The organism is Lactonifactor longoviformis (genome assembly GCF_042848515.1).
Classification (GTDB): Bacteria; Bacillota; Clostridia; order Lachnospirales; family Lachnospiraceae; genus Lactonifactor; species Lactonifactor longoviformis.
On record NZ_AP031453.1, the window covers coordinates 1,456,052 to 1,472,659 of the forward strand.

Annotated in this window: 20 protein-coding genes; all 20 read left to right on the forward strand. The window is 51.6% G+C overall.

Annotation, left to right across the window (positions count from 1 at the left end; all coding sequences use genetic code 11):
• Positions 1 to 6 precede the first annotated feature (6 nt).
• The 20 genes from ACGHCT_RS06725 (at position 7) to ACGHCT_RS06820 (ending at position 16,452) form a co-directional block, all read left to right on the forward strand.
• Positions 7 to 1,077 carry an alpha/beta hydrolase-fold protein gene (locus ACGHCT_RS06725; protein ID WP_390439021.1) on the forward strand — a complete coding sequence of 357 codons (1,071 nt, stop codon included), beginning with the start codon at positions 7 to 9 and terminating at the stop codon, positions 1,075 to 1,077.
• Positions 1,074 to 1,784, forward strand: coding sequence for a dihydrofolate reductase family protein (locus tag ACGHCT_RS06730; protein WP_390439023.1), 711 nt, complete (start codon positions 1,074 to 1,076; stop codon positions 1,782 to 1,784). The genes ACGHCT_RS06725 and ACGHCT_RS06730 overlap by 4 nt, the downstream gene beginning before the upstream one ends.
• Before the next feature lie 160 nt (positions 1,785 to 1,944).
• Entirely contained in the window at positions 1,945 to 2,580 is a 636-nt protein-coding gene (locus ACGHCT_RS06735) for a flavodoxin family protein (RefSeq protein WP_390439025.1), read from the forward strand.
• 15 nt (positions 2,581 to 2,595) lie between these two features.
• Positions 2,596 to 3,570: an aldo/keto reductase gene (locus tag ACGHCT_RS06740; RefSeq protein WP_390439027.1), complete on the forward strand. Its 975-nt coding sequence runs from the start codon at positions 2,596 to 2,598 to the stop codon at positions 3,568 to 3,570.
• 21 nt (positions 3,571 to 3,591) lie between these two features.
• Positions 3,592 to 4,149 (forward strand): flavin reductase family protein, encoded by a 558-nt coding sequence (locus tag ACGHCT_RS06745; protein WP_390439029.1) that lies wholly within the window; start codon positions 3,592 to 3,594, stop codon positions 4,147 to 4,149.
• Between the two features lie 15 nt (positions 4,150 to 4,164).
• Entirely contained in the window at positions 4,165 to 5,010 is an 846-nt protein-coding gene (locus tag ACGHCT_RS06750) for an aldo/keto reductase (RefSeq protein WP_390439031.1), read from the forward strand.
• Between the two features lie 127 nt (positions 5,011 to 5,137).
• Positions 5,138 to 6,031, forward strand: coding sequence for a prolyl oligopeptidase family serine peptidase (locus ACGHCT_RS06755; protein WP_390439033.1), 894 nt, complete (start codon positions 5,138 to 5,140; stop codon positions 6,029 to 6,031).
• Between the two features lie 14 nt (positions 6,032 to 6,045).
• Positions 6,046 to 6,741, forward strand: a complete 696-nt coding sequence (locus ACGHCT_RS06760) for a DUF4405 domain-containing protein (RefSeq protein WP_390439035.1) — start codon at positions 6,046 to 6,048, stop codon at positions 6,739 to 6,741.
• A gap of 234 nt (positions 6,742 to 6,975) precedes the next feature.
• On the forward strand, positions 6,976 to 7,383 hold the full coding sequence (locus ACGHCT_RS06765) for an RNA polymerase sigma factor (RefSeq protein WP_390439037.1): 408 nt from the start codon (positions 6,976 to 6,978) through the stop codon (positions 7,381 to 7,383).
• Complete coding sequence (locus tag ACGHCT_RS06770) at positions 7,373 to 7,615, forward strand: helix-turn-helix domain-containing protein (protein WP_390439039.1); 243 nt, start codon at positions 7,373 to 7,375, stop codon at positions 7,613 to 7,615. The genes ACGHCT_RS06765 and ACGHCT_RS06770 overlap by 11 nt, the downstream gene beginning before the upstream one ends.
• Complete coding sequence (locus ACGHCT_RS06775) at positions 7,612 to 8,424, forward strand: DUF3825 domain-containing protein (protein ID WP_390439041.1); 813 nt, start codon at positions 7,612 to 7,614, stop codon at positions 8,422 to 8,424. Before ACGHCT_RS06770 ends, ACGHCT_RS06775 begins: the two co-directional genes overlap by 4 nt.
• A gap of 76 nt (positions 8,425 to 8,500) precedes the next feature.
• On the forward strand, positions 8,501 to 8,704 hold the full coding sequence (locus ACGHCT_RS06780; protein ID WP_390439043.1) for a hypothetical protein: 204 nt from the start codon (positions 8,501 to 8,503) through the stop codon (positions 8,702 to 8,704).
• A gap of 313 nt (positions 8,705 to 9,017) precedes the next feature.
• On the forward strand, positions 9,018 to 9,404 hold the full coding sequence (locus tag ACGHCT_RS06785) for an RNA polymerase sigma factor (RefSeq protein WP_390439045.1): 387 nt from the start codon (positions 9,018 to 9,020) through the stop codon (positions 9,402 to 9,404).
• Positions 9,405 to 9,490: 86 nt separating this feature from the next.
• Complete coding sequence (locus ACGHCT_RS06790) at positions 9,491 to 9,691, forward strand: hypothetical protein (RefSeq protein ID WP_390439047.1); 201 nt, start codon at positions 9,491 to 9,493, stop codon at positions 9,689 to 9,691.
• Positions 9,684 to 10,061 carry an rRNA biogenesis protein rrp5 gene (locus tag ACGHCT_RS06795; protein ID WP_390439049.1) on the forward strand — a complete coding sequence of 126 codons (378 nt, stop codon included), beginning with the start codon at positions 9,684 to 9,686 and terminating at the stop codon, positions 10,059 to 10,061. The genes ACGHCT_RS06790 and ACGHCT_RS06795 overlap by 8 nt, the downstream gene beginning before the upstream one ends.
• Positions 10,061 to 11,182, forward strand: coding sequence for a DUF2800 domain-containing protein (locus tag ACGHCT_RS06800; RefSeq protein WP_390439051.1), 1,122 nt, complete (start codon positions 10,061 to 10,063; stop codon positions 11,180 to 11,182). Before ACGHCT_RS06795 ends, ACGHCT_RS06800 begins: the two co-directional genes overlap by 1 nt.
• A 12-nt stretch (positions 11,183 to 11,194) precedes the next feature.
• On the forward strand, positions 11,195 to 11,758 hold the full coding sequence (locus ACGHCT_RS06805; protein WP_390439053.1) for a DUF2815 family protein: 564 nt from the start codon (positions 11,195 to 11,197) through the stop codon (positions 11,756 to 11,758).
• An 85-nt stretch (positions 11,759 to 11,843) separates the two neighbouring features.
• The gene (locus ACGHCT_RS06810) at positions 11,844 to 13,772 is read left to right on the forward strand and encodes a DNA polymerase (protein ID WP_390439055.1); all 1,929 of its coding nucleotides are present in this window, start codon (positions 11,844 to 11,846) and stop codon (positions 13,770 to 13,772) included.
• Between the two features lie 14 nt (positions 13,773 to 13,786).
• Complete coding sequence (locus tag ACGHCT_RS06815) at positions 13,787 to 14,218, forward strand: DUF4406 domain-containing protein (RefSeq protein WP_390439057.1); 432 nt, start codon at positions 13,787 to 13,789, stop codon at positions 14,216 to 14,218.
• A complete protein-coding gene (locus ACGHCT_RS06820) occupies positions 14,215 to 16,452 on the forward strand; it encodes a phage/plasmid primase, P4 family (RefSeq protein WP_390439059.1) in 2,238 nt (745 codons plus the stop codon). Before ACGHCT_RS06815 ends, ACGHCT_RS06820 begins: the two co-directional genes overlap by 4 nt.
• The last annotated feature ends 156 nt before the right edge of the window (positions 16,453 to 16,608 follow it).

Genomic DNA, 16,608 nt, shown 5'->3' on the forward strand with positions numbered 1-16,608 from the left:
GTGCCTATGAGAAAAACAGTATTTATTGTGATGGCTGCTCTACTGCTCCTTGGCATGACCGCCTGCGGAAACAGCATGGAGCAGCCGCCGTCACAAACAGAAAATATAGAGCAGGAGCAAACAGTGACAGAGAACACACAGACAGAAGCTGATACGGTGGATGACGAGCAGAGAAACAATTTAAGCGGAACCATTCCAGATGAACTGGAATACATTCCGGATGGATACAGAAGTCCGTCAGAGCATCCGGGAACTTTGGAAAAGCTTATATATCAGACGTGGGAGTCCTTCTCCTATGAGGATCATGCACAGGAACTGACAAAAGAAGCCTGGGTATATCTCCCCTACGGCTATTCTGAGGAACAAAAGTATAATGTGTTTTATTTGAGCCACGGTGGCTGGTCAAATGAAACAAGCCTTATGGGAACCGATGAGGCCCCCCATTCCTTCAAATATGTAATCGATCATGCCATCGAGGACGGCAAAATACAGCCGCTCATCATTGTCCTGCCTACTTACAACAATACCAGCGGTGAGGACAGCGGGAATTACAGCCTTGCGCTGCAATTAACCGATCAATTTCATAACGAACTGCTGAATGACCTCGTTCCTGCGGTGGAGAGCAAATACAGCACTTATGCAGAAGATACCTCATCGGATGGTTTGATTGCTTCCCGTGATCACCGTGGATTTGGTGGTTTCTCTATGGGTTCTGTAAATACCTGGTGTACTTTCCGGTATGGTCTTGACTATTTCCGTTACTTCATGCCCATGAGTGGCGGCCCTGCCGCAAGCGTGGAAACATACGAAAATGCTGTGATGGATTCGGGGTATGAGTGGGACGATTTCTTTATCTTTTCTGCTTCCGGGACAGACGATTTCGCCTATTCGGGATTTAAGAACGGGATTTACGCGCTGGCAGAAGGCGACAGCGGTATTTTCCGTTTCGCAAACAATGAGGCAGATGGAAATCTATCCTTCTTGGAACGGGAAGGATATGCCCATGATGGATTCGCCTCGGATGAATATACCTATAATGGATTACGGTTCTTCTGGAATGGAGGTGATGTGTCATGAATAGACCGTATGTTATATGTCATATGCTGACCTCATTGGATGGGAAGATTGACGGAGCCTATATGAGCGCACCGGAGTGCGCTCCGGCACTAACTGCGTATGGAAATTTAAGAGGAGTATTTCGTTGCCAGGCAACTCTTTATGGAACCACAACTATGGCAGGCAGTTATTCAAAAGGGTATGTCGGACAAGTGGAAGTGAGTAACTCGGATTATCCGAAGGAAGATTTTATAGCTGTATCAGATGCAGAAAGCTATGTGATTTCAGTCGATCCAAAGGGATCTCTAGCTTTCCCTTGTAATTCTATTGAAAAAAAGGGGCGTGCCAAAGCCCATATCGTGGAGGTGTTGACCGAAGCAGTACATATAGATTACCTTGCGTATCTTCGTAAAAAGGAAATTTCCTATATTTTTGCTGGCAAGGATACTCTTGACTGTCGGATTCTTCTGGAAAAACTTCACCGTCTCTTTTCTATTGAACGGCTGATGATTGCCGGTGGTGGATTGATGAACTGGTCATTCGTGCAGGAGGATTTGGTAGATGAAGTGAGCATTGTTATGGCTCCGGTGGCAGATGGAAGTATACGGGCAGTATCTATTTTTGAAAAAGCAGATTTCCTTCCGGCCCGATCTCCGGCAGTTTTCAAATTAAAGGAAGCAAAAACTCTGGATGGAGATACGCTCTGGCTTCGATATACGCGCCGGTAACGAAAAGCAGTACAGCCCGTAATAAGCTGTGCTGCTTTTATTACGAGTGCAAACCTTTGGGTTGGAACTGATGAACAACCGGAGACTTCTGTTTTGAGAACCATGTGATAAAATGGAAGAAACAGAACAAGAAGAATCTTAGAAATTGGAGGAATCCCTTATGAAAGCATTACTTGTGAACGGCAGCCCAAGAGCAAAAGGCTGCACTTATACCGCCCTGACTGAACTGGCAAAGACTCTGGAAGCGGAAGGTATTGAGACGGAAATCATCCATGTTGGAAACAAAGATGTGCGTGGCTGTATTGCCTGCCGTAAGTGTCATTCTACAGGCAGCGGAAAATGTGTGTTTGATGATATTGTGAATGAAGTGGCTCCGAAATTGGCAGAGGCAGACGCTTTCGTCATTGGCTCTCCGGTGTACTTTGCCTCTCCTGCCGGCGGCGTGGTATCTTTCCTGGATCGGCTGTTCTTCAGCACTCTGAATACGGACAAAACCATGAAGGTGGGAGCGGCAGTAGTCTCCTGTCGCCGGGGAGGAAATACGGCCACCTTTGATATGCTGAACAAGTATTTCACTATGAACGGAATGCCGATTGTAAGCAGCCAGTATTGGAACATGGTATATGGCGGCAGTCCGGAGGAAGTGCTGGAAGATAAAGAAGGCTTACAGACTATGCGTACTTTGGGCCGGAACATGGCCTTTCTGATGAAAAGCATCCAGATGGGAAAAGAAAAGCTGGGGCTGCCGGAAAAAGAGCCTGCTATCTTTACCAACTTCCACAATCACATTTCATAACTGGAGGGAAATAAAATGCAGAAGAGAGATTTAGGAAAAAGTATGAAGGTATCTCCGGTAGGGCTGGGCTGTATGGGTATTACCCATGCCAGCGGTACGCCGCTGACAAAAGCGGAAGGCATGAAAGTGCTGGAGTCTGCGCTGGAAATCGGCTATAACTTTTTTGATACAGCCGAGTGTTATACCGGAATCAATCCCGATGGCTCGGTGGCTTATAATGAGGAGGTTGTGGGCGCTGTTTTAAAGCCGGTGCGCAATAAAGTTATTTTAGCGAGTAAGTGCGGAGTTACTCATGGTAAAGACCATTTGATTATGGACAGCAGGCCGCAGAGCATTCGCAAAGCACTGGAGGGCAGCCTGAAACGCTTGGATACAGACTACATTGACTTATATTATCAGCACCGGATCGATCCTAAGGTAGAGCCGGAGGAAGTGGCGGGAACCATGGCTGATTTGATGAAGGAAGGAAAAATCAGGGCGTGGGGTATTTCAGAGACAGATGAAGCGTATTTGCGTCGCGCTCATGCAGTTTGCCCTGTGACGGCGATTCAGAACCGTTACTCTATGATGGCCAGATGGTATGAGAATCTGTTCCCTGTAGTGGAAGAACTTGGGATTACTTATGTGGCATTTTCACCTCTGGCAAACGGCTTTTTAAGCGGGCAGTACAACGAAAAATCCAGCTTTGAAAAAGGTGCAGATTTCCGTAGTAATATGCCTCAGTATACTCCGGAAGGTTTTGAAAAGAGCTGGGAGCTGCTTCAGATGCTGCGTGATCTGGCGGCAGAGAAGAACGCGTCGCCGGGACAAATATCTCTGGCGTGGATGCTGTGTAAAAAGCCTTTTATCGTGCCGATTCCCGGAAGTCGAAAACCAGAACGCCTGAAAGAGAACTTTGAAGCGGCAAATATCTGTTTGAGTCAGGATGAGATTGCTGCGATTGATGAAAAGCTGAATACCATGGAACTGCTGGTGTTCGGCGGGCATTAAAAAATGAAAGGATGATTTGTGATGAGAAAAAATTTTGGACAGAAAACGTGGATGTATCCCATGCCGGTATTGATGATCGGCACCTATGATGAAAATAGAAAGGCCAATCTGATGAATGCGGCGTGGGGTGGCATTTACGACTATAACCATGTGGTGCTTTCCTTAAGCGCAGGTCATAAAACGACCCAAAATATTAAGCTGAAAGGGGCATTTACCATCAGCTTTGCAGATGCGCCTCACATGGCAGCCTGCGATTATGTGGGGCTGGTCTCCGGCAATAAGATTTCCGATAAGCTGGAAAAGGCAGGATTTACCACAGAAAAAAGTGCGTTTGTGGATGCTCCAATCATCTGTGAGTTGCCGATGGCATTGGAATGCAAACTGGTGAAATTCAATGAAGACGGCAATATCATCGGAGAAATCGTCAATGTCAGCGCAGACGAGTGTGTGCTTGGTGAGGATGGTCTGATCGATGCAACAAAACTGAAAGCGATTGCCTATGATGCGGTACACAATGATTATCTGGTGCTTGGCGATAAAGTCGGGAATGCTTTCAAGGATGGAAATAAACTGAAATAACAGGAGGATGCGAAAATGGAATATATTACTTTAAATAATGGAGTCAAGATGCCGGTGGCGGGCATTGGAACTTTTTTACTTACCCCGGACGAGGCAGAAGAGTCTTGCGTGAGTGCGCTGGCTTGCGGCTATCGGCTGATCGATACAGCCAATGCCTATATGAACGAGAAGGCTGTAGGCCGTGCCATGAAAAAGTCCGGTCTGAAAAGAGAAGAGATTTTTCTGGAAACAAAGATATGGCCATCTTTTTATGAGCAGGAAGATGCGGTGGAAAAAACATTGGAACGTCTGGATACCGATTACATCGATCTGCTTCTGATCCATCAGCCAGCAGGGAATTATATTGCAGGGTATCGGTTGATGGAAAAGGCTTATAAGAACGGCAAGGTAAAGGCGATTGGTTTATCTAATTTTTCCGAGGAGCAGATCAAGGAAATTCTCTCTATATGTGAAGTGAAACCGACCATTTTACAGACGGAGGTGCATCCGTATTTCCAGGAGCGGGAGTTGAAAGACTTCTTGCAGAAAGAAGGAATCGTGATCCAGGCGTGGTATCCGTTGGGACACGGCGATAAGGCTCTGCTGGAAGAATTCACTTTTACAAAGCTGGCTGAAAAATATGGCAAGAGCAATGCGCAGATTATTCTTCGCTGGCACATTCAGGCAGGAAATGTGGTGATCCCCGGTTCTAAAGACCCTGCTCACATTCGGGACAACTTTGCCCTATTCGACTTTTCGCTGTCGGATGAAGAAATGGCAGACATTGAAGCAATGAATCAGGATAAGAGATATTACACCAGCACGCCGGAACTGCTGAAAAAATATGTGGAGATGGTGCCTCCGGTTGAAACGCAAAAATAATGCACCATAAGTTATAACCCAAAAGTAAAAACTGACGAACAAAGCGAGACTTCTGCGGAGGTCTCGCTTTCCTTATAATAAAGTTACAGTAACTCAAACATTGGGAGAGGATTTGGAGGTTTCAAAAATGAAGCAGATAAAAAAACAGAAAATAGCGTTTGTTTTGGGGCTGCTCATCATAAGCGCCATTTGCATGACTGCTTGTGGAAATCCCAGCGACGAGGATAGTCAGGAGGTATTACAGACGCAGCAAAATGATTCTAAAACAACACCAGAAACTGTCACGCAGCAGCCGGAGGCTACCAACATGGAGACGGGGGTGATTGCAGAACAAATTTTAAGCGGAAATGAGGGTGACATTCACTACAGTTATTATTTGCCAGAGAACTACGACGAAAATAAAACCTATCCGCTGATGATGACAATGCCTGGATATGACAGGATGTGGTTTGGAGAGGACTCTGCTGGGAGCAACTTGGAGTGGAGTGGTTTCCGAGTGTGGACAGAGTTACCGGAGGATATGATTGTCGTTTCTGCGCAGCTCACAGACTGGCATGAAACATCCGCAAGGCAGGCCGTAGAACTGACGGAGTATTTTATCCAGAATTTTTCGATTGATAAAAGCCGTGTGTATGCTGCCGGATATTCTGCAGGTGGCGAAACCATGTCTCAGGCGGTAGCCATGCGGCCGGATCTGTATGCAGCGTATTTGCATGGAGCCTCGCAGTGGGACGGAGCCTATGAGCCGATTGCAGAAAATGGTGTGGCGGTGTATATCTTTATGGCTGAGAATGACGAATACTATGGCTCCGGGAAAGCAAGGGAGGCCTATAATGGTTTGCGGGAGGCTTATGAGACGGCAGGCTGGTCGGCGGATCAGATTGATGAAGTGCTGCAGATGGAGATTCCAGATAATGCGTACTTTCACAGCCGGGATATTTACAATTATCACGGCGGCGGGAATGTTGTATTTGAAGATGAAACGACTTTGAAGTGGATCATCTCGCATAAGAAGGAATGAAGGGAGCAGCCAAAATGAAACCGAAAATGATGATGAAAATAGCGGTTGACTTATGTATGACCGTTGCCTTGATATTTTTGATGACTTATGAGCTGATTGGACAGGCAACACACGAATGGCTTGGAGTAGCGATGTTTCTGCTTTTTATACTCCACCATATACTGAACCGAAAATGGATACAAAACATATTCAAAGGTCATTATACGGTATTCCGTGTTTTGCAAACAACATTCGTCATCGGTGTGCTGTTTACGATGATAGGTTCCATGATAAGCGGTATCCTTTTGTCTCAGACTGTATTTTCCTTTCTGCCAATCCATGAAGGCAGCTTCTTGGCCAGAAATGTACACATGGTATGTGCGTATGGCGGTTACATTTTGATGAGTGTACATCTTGGTTTTCACTGGGGAATGATGATTGGAATTGTAAAGAAACATTTCCAAAAGCAGCAGAAAAGAACAGTATGGGGATTACGGTTGGCAGCGCTTCTTCTGGCAGGATATGGTGTTTTCGCATTTATCAAAAGGGATATTGGGAATTATATGGTTCTGAAACATCACTTTGTATTTTTCGATTTTGAGGAGCCCCTTATATTTTTCTTATTGGATTATATCGCGGTGATGGCATTGTTTGTGTTTGTCGGGCATTATGTTTCTATACTTTTTAAGCGGTATGTTCATAAGCGGAGAAAACAGACTGAAACAGTATGAAGTAAATAATCAAAAAAGCCACAGGGCGTAGAAAGCCTTGCATTGATGGGTCAATCTGCCTTGTGTGGATTGGCCTTTTTATTTTGCCCTGTCGAAAGATGTCAGGAAAAGGAAAGAAAATATTTTTAAGATTTTTTCAAAATTCTTTCCGGTTCGGGGCGGCGGGAAACGTTCTGGTATAGCGAGGAGGTAAAAAGCAGCCACGCTCAAATCTGAACAAAGGAGGGACGAGTTATGGTATCGCCTTCCTACGAGGAAAGAATCTGCGCGATGTTTGACTCTTTCACGAAAACAGTATCGCGCAATTATTTCAGAGATTTGCTGCGGGCGGAGAAATGCCGGAGCAGACGCTTTTCCGATGAGCCGGTAGACTATATTCTGGAACTGTTAGGCCACAGGGACACCTACTCGTCCGATTCTTTTGTGCTTTATGCGGACGGGCAATCCTGTGTGGTGGAGAGCGAAACTTTATATGAGGCACTCAAATCCTTACCGGAGAAACAGCGGACGGTCCTGCTACTGGACTTCTGGCAGGAACACACCGATGAGGAAATCGCAAAAAGACTGGAGGTAACGACACGCACGGTGTACAACTTACGGCAGCGTGCATTCAAAGCAATCAGAAATTTCTATGGGCGGTAACGCTTATACAGATGGATTAAACTATGACCTAATCAAAAGAGCGGTTCACGGAGAGAAGGACGCACTGGAGGAAATCCTGCGGATCTACGAGCCTTTCCATAACTCCCTGGTGTCCTACGAGGTGATCGGCCCGGATGGGAAGATACACAGGGAGATCGATGAGGACAAGAAAGTGCAGATACAGATGCACCTTCTGGAAGTGATCCAGACCAAATGGAGGGAACTGATATGAAGCTGATACCAGACCTGTTTTCCTTCGCCTATGTTCCCGGCTGGTATGTGCAGCTTGAGGAACTGGCGGAGATGGCAATCCCAGAACCGTGGAGGTTCCGGGAACCGATCTACTACACCAAGAACCGGGACACACCGATCTTGGAACGGTATGTCCACAGCATTTTCAAAAAGCAAGCCATTGATTTTAACGAGGAACGAAATCCAGTGAAAGCGGCGGAGTATTTCCATGTGGAGAACGAATACGCTTGTTTCCACACCGGTCTGTATACGAAACGCTACAAAGCGATCTACGGCTGCTTTGACCGCAACAAGCGGCAGGCCAGTATGCTGGATTGGTATTTCCGGGGCTTTTCGGATGAGATATCGCCGTGGCTGAAATACATAAGCCCGCTGCCGAAAAAGCCCAGCTACTATATGACGCAGTACGGCGTCAACTACAATCCGGAGTGGCCAATCCGGGTGAACATAGACCACATCCTGGGCGATGAGGAGAACCTTTCCCGTCTGCCTGTGGAGCTTCGGGGCGCAAAGAACCTGCCGCTTCTGTTGGAAACAGCGGTGGAACTTGCGCGCCGGAGGGCAATCGTAGAACCGGGCATCGTGGTGCCCCAGGGCTATCAGGGACGGGTGCAGTATCTCCTGCCGATCTGTCTGACCGATATGGAGAAACCGGACCTTGCTATGACCCTTACCATCATGGACGGGTATTACCTCGGCAACACCTGTCTCACTTTGGAGATGGCGTACTTAAACGCCCGCCTGCTGGCAAGGCCGACGACCTCCTGGCTGTCGGAGCTTGTGATGTAAGGCGCACAATCGCATAGCAGGTCCATGCACTCCCCACGCCGGACATCGGCGGGATCAGAAAGGAGCGTATGTGAAGATGCGCAGGAAAAAGGAGGAACGTTACGATGAGATAAAGAGAAATATGCGTCCTGTCCGCTGCCCGGAATGCGGCAGCAGGCTCATGGATGCAGGAGCAGATACCAAGGTACAGTTTTTTACCCCAGCCAAGGGCCGGTATCCTGATTTCGTGATCAAATGCGGGCACTGCGGCGCAAAGGTCGGGGTAATGAAAACAAAATAGACTACACCGAATGTTTCAGGCTATGCCTGGGACTTACCGGAGAGCTGCGGTAATACGGCAGGCCTTGTAAGGAATGTATGCAGGGTTGGAAACGGACAGCAAAACCGGGAAAACGGTGGCGGCGTTTGTTTGAGCCTGATGCGCGGTGGGGAGATTTCATTCTGAAAAACCGGTCGAACCACCATGATACCGCTCAAGTGGCGGAGATGACACCGAGCCTGGCAAGCGGCACTTTTGTGCTGCTTGCCAGGCTCTTTTTTTCGTTTTAGCGGCATAGGTGCCGCCTGCCGGGCTCCGAAAGGAGAACGGCAAAATGAAAATCAATTACACATTTGCAAATGGAGAAACCTCGGACGTGGAAGTCAGCGAGGAGATCGGGACTGTGATCCTGGATTCCAGGAGGGAGGAAAGCAACCTGGACCGCAAGGAGCGGTACCACTGCTATTCCCTGGACGCGGCAGAGTTTGAAGGGGCGGAATATGCAGACGGCAGCACACCGGAAACGGCTCTCTTCTTGCAGCTTGAAAACCAGCACATCGCAGAGACTTTTGAAAAGCTCTCGGAGGTACAGAAACGGCGGCTTCTCATGCTGGCCCAGGGGCTGTCCATCCGGGAGATCGCCCGCAGGGAGGGTAAGGACATCAAGACCGTCCGGGAATCCATCGACGGGGCGAGGAAAAAGTTTCTGAAGTTTTTTTGAGGACATCCCCCCTCAAAGAGCCATGCCAATCTCCGTATAGTGAAGGACGGCAAAAATATGGTCCTTCGGAAATCGGAGGTGATGAGATGAAACACACATTGCAGATCAGTGTTTCAAAGAAGCCCGTGAACGGCGGCGCGGTCAGTGTGCGCAATGTCTCCGTGAGGGAGCGGCTCATGCGCTTTCTCCTTGGGGACAAGGTGAAGCTGACGGTCATCGTTCCGGGCAGCACGGTGGAAGAACTCTCGATCAGGGAGGTCTCGGAAGGAGGGCTGGTACATGAGTAAGGTCAAATTGCTATTGGATGTGATTCAGGACATCCGTTCTCTGGCGGACAGCCTGCAGGCGGTCGCGGATGCCATGCTGGCGCATGAACCGGAACCGGCAGCCACAGAGGAACCGCAGAAGCCGGAGCCGACGAAGAAAGACGCCGGGAAAAAGGCGGCAAAGCCTGGTGCAAAAGCAGAACCGGAGCCTTCCAAACCTACAAAACCAACGCTGACCTTAGAGCAGGTACGGGCAGTGCTGGCGGAGAAATCCCGTGCCGGTCATACGACAGAGATCAAGGCGCTGCTTTTGAAGCATGGTGCGGATAAACTGTCGGACATCGACCCGGAACATTATGTGGCGCTGCTTGCCGATGCGGAGGTGCTGTGATGGGAAAACACGCACTATTATCTGCGTCCTCCAGCCATCGGTGGCTGAACTGCCCGCCTTCAGCAAGGCTTTGCGAGGGCTATGAGGATAAGGGTAGCGAGTATGCCCAGGAAGGCACGGATGCCCACACGCTCTGCGAACACAAGCTGAAAGCCCTGCTTGGCATGGAGACCGCAGACCCCACGGAGGGGCTTTCCTTCTACAGCGAGGAAATGGAGGACTGTGCCTGCGCCTATGCCGCCTATGTGACGGAGCTTTTAGAGGAGGCAAAGAAAACCTGCAAAGACCCGGTGGTGCTGATCGAGCAGCGGCTGGACTTTTCCCGCTTTGTGGCGGAGGGCTTCGGCACCGGGGACTGCGTCATTATCGCAGACGGGACTTTGGACATCGTGGACTATAAGCACGGCAAGGGTGTGGAAGTGTCGGCGGTGGAAAACCCGCAGATGATGCTGTATGCTCTGGGCGCCTTGGAGTTGTTTGACGGTATCTATGACATCGACACCGTCCGCATGACCATTTTCCAGCCGCGCCGGGAAAACGTCAGCGTGTGCGTGATGGCAAAGGACGACCTTTTGCAGTGGGCGCATAATGACCTGATGGCAAAAGCGAAGCTGGCCTATGAGGGCGGCGGGGAGTTTACCTGCGGCGAATGGTGCCGGTTCTGCAAGGCGAAGGCTGCCTGCAGGAAACGGGCGGAGTACAACCTGGAGCTGGCAAAGTACGATTTTGCCCTGCCGGACACCTTGGAGGATGCGGAGATCGCCGTGATCCTGGACAAAGCGGATGAGCTGGCGGCATGGGCGGCGGATGTGAAAGAATACGCACTTCGGCAGGCCCTTAGCGGAACAGAGTATCCCGGCTACAAGGTGGTGGAGGGCCGATCCAACAGGAGGTATGTGAATGACGAGGCGGTAGCGTCTGCGGTGACCCAGGCAGGCTTCGACCCCTATGCGAAAAAGGTGCTGGGTCTTACCGAGATGCAGAAGCTCCTGGGCAAAAAGAAATTTGACGAACTGTTGGGCGGCCTCATTGAGAAGCCCCAGGGCAAGCCAACGTTGGTGCCGGAGTCGGATAAGCGTCCGGCCATCCACACCGCACAGAATGATTTTAAGGAAATTTAGGAGGAAACCAATATGTCAAATACAGTCAACAATCCCATGAAGGTCATTACCGGTCCCGACACCCGCTGGAGCTATGCCAACGTGTGGGAACCGAAATCCATCAATGGCGGCACGCCGAAGTTTTCCGTGTCGCTGATCATCCCCAAGTCGGATACCAGAACCATTGAAAAGATCAGGGCGGCGATTGAAGCGGCCTACCGGGAGGGCGAAGCGAAACTGAAAGGCAACGGCAGGAGCGTCCCTGCGCTGTCCGTACTGAAAACACCGCTGCGTGATGGGGATACGGAACGTCCGGATGATGAAGCCTATGCGGATGCTTACTTCGTCAACGCCAACAGCGCCACGGCTCCCGGCATCGTGGATGCAGACCGCCAGCCGATCTTGGACCGCAGCGAGGTCTACAGTGGTGTGTACGGCAGAGCCAGCATCAACTTCTATGCCTTTAACAGCAACGGCAATAAGGGAATCGCCTGCGGCCTCAACAACCTGCAGAAACTCCGTGACGGGGAACCGCTTGGCGGCAAGAGCCGTGCGGAGGATGATTTCGCAGATGAGGAAGAGGATTTCCTCGCTTAATGACGGCCGGTGACGGGTGGCGGGATGTGCTTCTATGAGGCGCATCCCCGCTGCCCTTTCCGCAGTGAAAGGAGATGGTGGCAGAATGAAAACTTTGTCGATCGATATTGAGACCTTTTCCGACCGGGACTTAAGCAAATGCGGCGTGTATAAATATGCCGCCTCCCCTGCCTTTGAGGTCTTGCTGTTCGGCTATGCGGTGGACGGGGGCGCGGTCCAGGTGGTGGACCTTGCCTGCGGGGAGAAAATCCCAGAGGATGTTCTTGCGGCACTGGCCGATGAGACTGTGACCAAGTGGGCGTTCAACGCCATGTTTGAACGGGTGTGTTTATCCCATTATCTGGGGGAATGGCTGGAGCCGGAGGGCTGGCATTGCACCATGGTGTGGTCGGCCACGCTGGGGCTGCCCCTTTCGTTGGAAAGTGCAGGCATGGCGCTGGGGCTGGAAAAGCAGAAGCTCTCCGAAGGGAGAGACCTGATCCGCTACTTCTGTGTTCCCTGCAAGGCAACGAAAGCCAACGGTGGCAGGACGAGGAACCTGTCGGAGGCAGACCCGGAGAAATGGGAGCGGTTCAAGGCATATAACCTCCGGGACGTGGAGGCGGAGATGCAGGTACAGAAGCGGCTCTCCAGATTTCCAGTGCCGGATTTTGTGTGGGAGGAATACCGGCAGGACCAGGAGATCAACGACAGGGGCATCGGCGTGGATATGGAGTTTGTGCGCCAGGCCATTGCCATAGATGACCGGTCACGGGAACGGCTGACCGCTGCCATGCAGGAATTGACCGGTCTTGAGAACCCAAACTCCGTGCAGCAGATGCGCCAGTGGCTTTTGGAAAACGGGATCGAAACAGATTCCTTGGGTAAAAAGACGGTGGCGGAGCTTCTGAAAACTGCACCGGAGCCTTTGCGGGAGGTGCTGTCCCTGCGGCAGCAGCTTGCCAGAAGCAGCGTGAAGAAATACACCGCCATGGAGAACGCGGTCTGCGAGGACAGCCGGGCTCATGGGATGTTCCAGTTTTACGGGGCGAACCGTACCGGCCGTTTCTCCGGGCGGATCATCCAGTTGCAAAATCTGCCTCAGAACCATATGCCGGATCTGGCCCAGGCACGGGAGTTGGTGCGATGCGGAAACGAGGAAGCCCTTTCCCTGCTCTATGCGGACATCCCGGACACCCTGTCACAGCTTATCCGCACGGCCTTTGTTCCGCAGGAGGGCAGGAAATTCATCGTGGCGGATTTCTCCGCCATCGAGGCGCGGGTGATCGCCTGGTTTGCCGGGGAACGGTGGCGGCTTAAGGTCTTTGCAGACGGCGGTGATATTTACTGCGCCTCTGCAAGCCAGATGTTCCATGTCCCCGTGGAGAAGCACGGCGTCAACGGGCACCTGCGGCAGAAAGGCAAGATCGCAGAGCTGGCCTTGGGATATGGCGGTTCGATGGGTGCGCTCAAATCCATGGGTGCTTTGGAAATGGGACTTTTGGAGGAAGAACTGCAGCCACTGGTGGATGCCTGGCGGGGTTCCAATCCCATGATCACGGAATTCTGGTGGGCAGTGGACCGTGCCGTGAAGGAGTGCATCAAAAAGCGGCTGCCCACAGAGACCCACGGTCTGCGCTTTGACTACCAGAGCGCCATACTCTTTATCACGCTCCCTTCCGGCAGGCGGCTTGCCTATGTGAAACCTCGGATCGGGGAGAATGTCTTCGGCGGGGAGTCCGTCACCTACATGGGTGTGGGCGGCACAAAGAAGTGGGAACGGCTGGAAAGCTATGGGCCGAAATTCGTGGAGAATATCGTGCAGGCCACGGCCCGCGACATCCTCTGCCATGCCATGCAGACCTTAAAGCACTGTGCCATTGTTGCCCATGTGCATGACGAGATCATCATCGAGGCGGATTGTCGGATGTCACTTGCGGCAGTGTGTGAACAGATGGGCAGGACACCGCCTTGGGCCAAGGGGCTGATGCTTAGGGCAGACGGCTATGAGTGTGAATTTTATCAAAAGGATTAGAGGAGGTGCAGCGATTGGGAATCAGCAAATACAACAGTGAGGGCTATCATGATCCGACGACCTATGAGGCGCTCACAAAAATCGAACAGGAAGAAAAGGCGGCGAGGAGAACCTACCGACCGCTTGTCTATATATGCTCCCCCTATGCCGGGGAGGTGGAAACCAATGTGAACATGGCAAGGACCTACAGCCGCTTTGCGGTGAGAAGCGCCTGTATCCCCCTTGCCCCGCATCTTTTGTACCCGCAGTTTATGGACGATGAGAATCCTGCGGAACGCAGCCTCGCCCTGTTCATGGGGCTGGTGCTGCTTACGAAATGCGAGCAGGTGTGGGTGTTTGGAAAACACATCTCCAAAGGCATGGCGGCGGAGATTGAAAAGGCGGAAAAGAAACGGATACCGATCCGCTATTTTACGGAAGAACTGGAGGAGGTCAGGGGACGATGAAGATGACTTTTTATACGGCGAACTGCCGGGGCAACGCAAAGAACAGCCTGTATCCCAATAAGCGGGTGGTGGATAATGAGGACGACTGCCTGGAGGTCATGGCCTTTGACCATGTGTGCGCAGAGTTTCAGGGATTTCGCAGGAGCGGCGATCATTTCCTTTCCTCCGATGTGGAGGTGATGGACTGTGACAACGACCACTCGGAAGACTCGGCAGAGTGGGTTTCCCCGGAAGACCTGCCGGAGCTGATCGGGCAGGATGTGGCGTTTGCCGTGGTGCCAAGCCGCAATCATGGGAAACCGAAGGACGGGAAAGCGGCAAGACCGAGGTTCCATGTGTATTTTCCCCATGATCCGGTGACAGACGGGGCGCAGTGTGCTGCTTTGAAGCGGGCCATCCAGCAGAGATTCCCCTTCTTTGACGCCAACGCCCTGGACTCTGCCCGGTTCATTTTCGGAAACCCTGTGGAGGAAATTCTGTGGCATGAAGGCGAGATCACCATTGACTGTATCATAAAACCCCAGGAGAAAGGGATACCCCAGGGGCAGAGAAACTCCACCATGTCTCATTTCGCAGGGCGCGTCATCAAACGCTACGGCGATACCGACAAAGCACACCGCATTTTCCTGGAGGAAGCAGAAAAGTGCAGCCCGCCCCTCCCAGATGAGGAGCTTGCCGCCATCTGGCAGAGTGCCTGTCGGTTTGCCCAGAAGGTGCAAAGCCAGGAGGGGTATGTGGCCCCGGAGGACTACAACGATGAATTCTGCCGGGAATCCTTAAAGCCTGCGGATTACTCGGACATTGGGCAGGCGAAGGTGCTGGCGCGGGAGTACGGCGTGGAGCTGCGGTATACAGCAGCCACAGACTATATCCGCTTCGGCGGGGAGTATTGGATTGAGTCCAAGCAGCAGGCGGTGGGCGCGGCGGAGGAATTTTTAGACCTTCAGCTTGAGGACGCCAAGGACGAAGTCCAGCGCACCAGGGAGGCGCTTTTGGACGCAGGTGTTTCAGAGGATGCCATCACTTCCGGCGGCAAGGCGCTGGAGAAGAAAATCGAGTCGGGGCAGATGGAGAGCTACCTTACCTATGTGTCTGCCCTGGCATACCGGAACTTTGTCATGAAGCGGCGGGACATGAAATATGTGGTGTCGGCTCTGCAGGCGGCAAAGCCCATGCTGGAGATCAGTGTATCCGACCTTGACCGGGACGGCTTTCTGCTAAATACCCCGGAAGGCACATACTACCTGCCAGAAGGCTTGGAAGGCCGGCGTGACCACAGCCCGGAGGACTACATCACGAAGATTACTATGGCTGGCCCCGGCGATAAGGGAAAAGACCTGTGGCAGGATGCACTTGCTACTATCTTCTGCGAAGACCCGGCGCTGATTTCCTATGTGCAGCAGATCGTGGGCATGGCGGCGGTGGGCAGGGTTTACCTGGAATCGCTGATCATTGCCTATGGGGAAGGACGGAACGGAAAGTCTACTTTCTGGAATGCCATAGCCCGTGTGCTTGGCACCTACAGCGGCAATATGTCCGCTGACACCCTGACTGTGGGCTGCAAGCGGAACGTGAAGCCGGAGCTTGCCGAGGCCAAGGGCAAGCGGCTCATCATCGCTGCCGAGCTGGAGGAAGGGATGCGCCTGAACACCTCCGTGGTCAAGCAGATGTGTTCCACGGATGAGATATTTGCGGAGAAGAAATACAAAGACCCGTTTTCCTTTACGCCCAGCCATACCCTGGTGCTTTATACCAACCACCTGCCAAGGGTGGGAGCCAATGATCCGGGGACGTGGCGGCGTTTGATCGTGATCCCCTTCAATGCCAGGATCGAGGGCAGCGGCGATGTGAAGAACTATGCCGATTTTCTCGTGTCGGAGGCTGCCCCGGCGATCATTGCCTGGATCATCGAAGGTGCGAAAAAGGCGATCGGGCACAATTTCCATATCCCCTGTCCGGCCTGCGTGGAGGATGCCATCAAATCCTACCGGGAGGACAATGACTGGCTGGGGCATTTCTTAAGCGAGTGCTGTGAAACGGATAAGACCTGCACGGAAAAATCGGGCGTTTTGTACCAGGAGTACCGCAGCTACTGTATGCGCACGGGCGAGTACACCAGAAGCACGGCGGATTTTTATAATGCGCTGGAGTCGGCGGGCTTTTCCAAAAAGAAATCCAAGGCGGGGATCATTGTCTACGGACTGCAGCTCAAAGAGGAGGAATTCACGGTCTGAGAGCCTTTGTTTTCTGAAAAGGTGCAGGTCGGTGCAGGTCTTGGTATAAACCCCCTTTAGGGCAGTTTTTTCAGCAAAAAATCACTAATAGGAGAGTTTTAGGTATGACTTGCACCGACCTGCACCCAAAGGTCTGGAATGCAGGAAACACAAGGG

Excerpts from the sequence above, each read along its gene's own strand:
- ACGHCT_RS06770 (WP_390439039.1), top strand. The coding sequence starts at position 7,373 with ATGGGCGGTAACGCTTATACAGATGGATTAAACTATGACCTAATCAAA.
- ACGHCT_RS06745 (WP_390439029.1), top strand. The coding sequence starts at position 3,592 with ATGAGAAAAAATTTTGGACAGAAAACGTGGATGTATCCCATGCCGGTA.
- ACGHCT_RS06800 (WP_390439051.1), top strand. The coding sequence starts at position 10,061 with ATGGGAAAACACGCACTATTATCTGCGTCCTCCAGCCATCGGTGGCTG.
- ACGHCT_RS06775 (WP_390439041.1), top strand. The coding sequence starts at position 7,612 with ATGAAGCTGATACCAGACCTGTTTTCCTTCGCCTATGTTCCCGGCTGG.
- ACGHCT_RS06805 (WP_390439053.1), top strand. The coding sequence starts at position 11,195 with ATGTCAAATACAGTCAACAATCCCATGAAGGTCATTACCGGTCCCGAC.
- ACGHCT_RS06765 (WP_390439037.1), top strand. The coding sequence starts at position 6,976 with ATGGTATCGCCTTCCTACGAGGAAAGAATCTGCGCGATGTTTGACTCT.
- ACGHCT_RS06760 (WP_390439035.1), top strand. The coding sequence starts at position 6,046 with ATGAAACCGAAAATGATGATGAAAATAGCGGTTGACTTATGTATGACC.
- ACGHCT_RS06725 (WP_390439021.1), top strand. The coding sequence starts at position 7 with ATGAGAAAAACAGTATTTATTGTGATGGCTGCTCTACTGCTCCTTGGC.
- ACGHCT_RS06740 (WP_390439027.1), top strand. The coding sequence starts at position 2,596 with ATGCAGAAGAGAGATTTAGGAAAAAGTATGAAGGTATCTCCGGTAGGG.
- ACGHCT_RS06735 (WP_390439025.1), top strand. The coding sequence starts at position 1,945 with ATGAAAGCATTACTTGTGAACGGCAGCCCAAGAGCAAAAGGCTGCACT.
- ACGHCT_RS06730 (WP_390439023.1), top strand. The coding sequence starts at position 1,074 with ATGAATAGACCGTATGTTATATGTCATATGCTGACCTCATTGGATGGG.
- ACGHCT_RS06780 (WP_390439043.1), top strand. The coding sequence starts at position 8,501 with ATGCGCAGGAAAAAGGAGGAACGTTACGATGAGATAAAGAGAAATATG.
- ACGHCT_RS06790 (WP_390439047.1), top strand. The coding sequence starts at position 9,491 with ATGAAACACACATTGCAGATCAGTGTTTCAAAGAAGCCCGTGAACGGC.
- ACGHCT_RS06755 (WP_390439033.1), top strand. The coding sequence starts at position 5,138 with ATGAAGCAGATAAAAAAACAGAAAATAGCGTTTGTTTTGGGGCTGCTC.
- ACGHCT_RS06795 (WP_390439049.1), top strand. The coding sequence starts at position 9,684 with ATGAGTAAGGTCAAATTGCTATTGGATGTGATTCAGGACATCCGTTCT.
- ACGHCT_RS06785 (WP_390439045.1), top strand. The coding sequence starts at position 9,018 with ATGAAAATCAATTACACATTTGCAAATGGAGAAACCTCGGACGTGGAA.
- ACGHCT_RS06820 (WP_390439059.1), top strand. The coding sequence starts at position 14,215 with ATGAAGATGACTTTTTATACGGCGAACTGCCGGGGCAACGCAAAGAAC.
- ACGHCT_RS06750 (WP_390439031.1), top strand. The coding sequence starts at position 4,165 with ATGGAATATATTACTTTAAATAATGGAGTCAAGATGCCGGTGGCGGGC.
- ACGHCT_RS06810 (WP_390439055.1), top strand. The coding sequence starts at position 11,844 with ATGAAAACTTTGTCGATCGATATTGAGACCTTTTCCGACCGGGACTTA.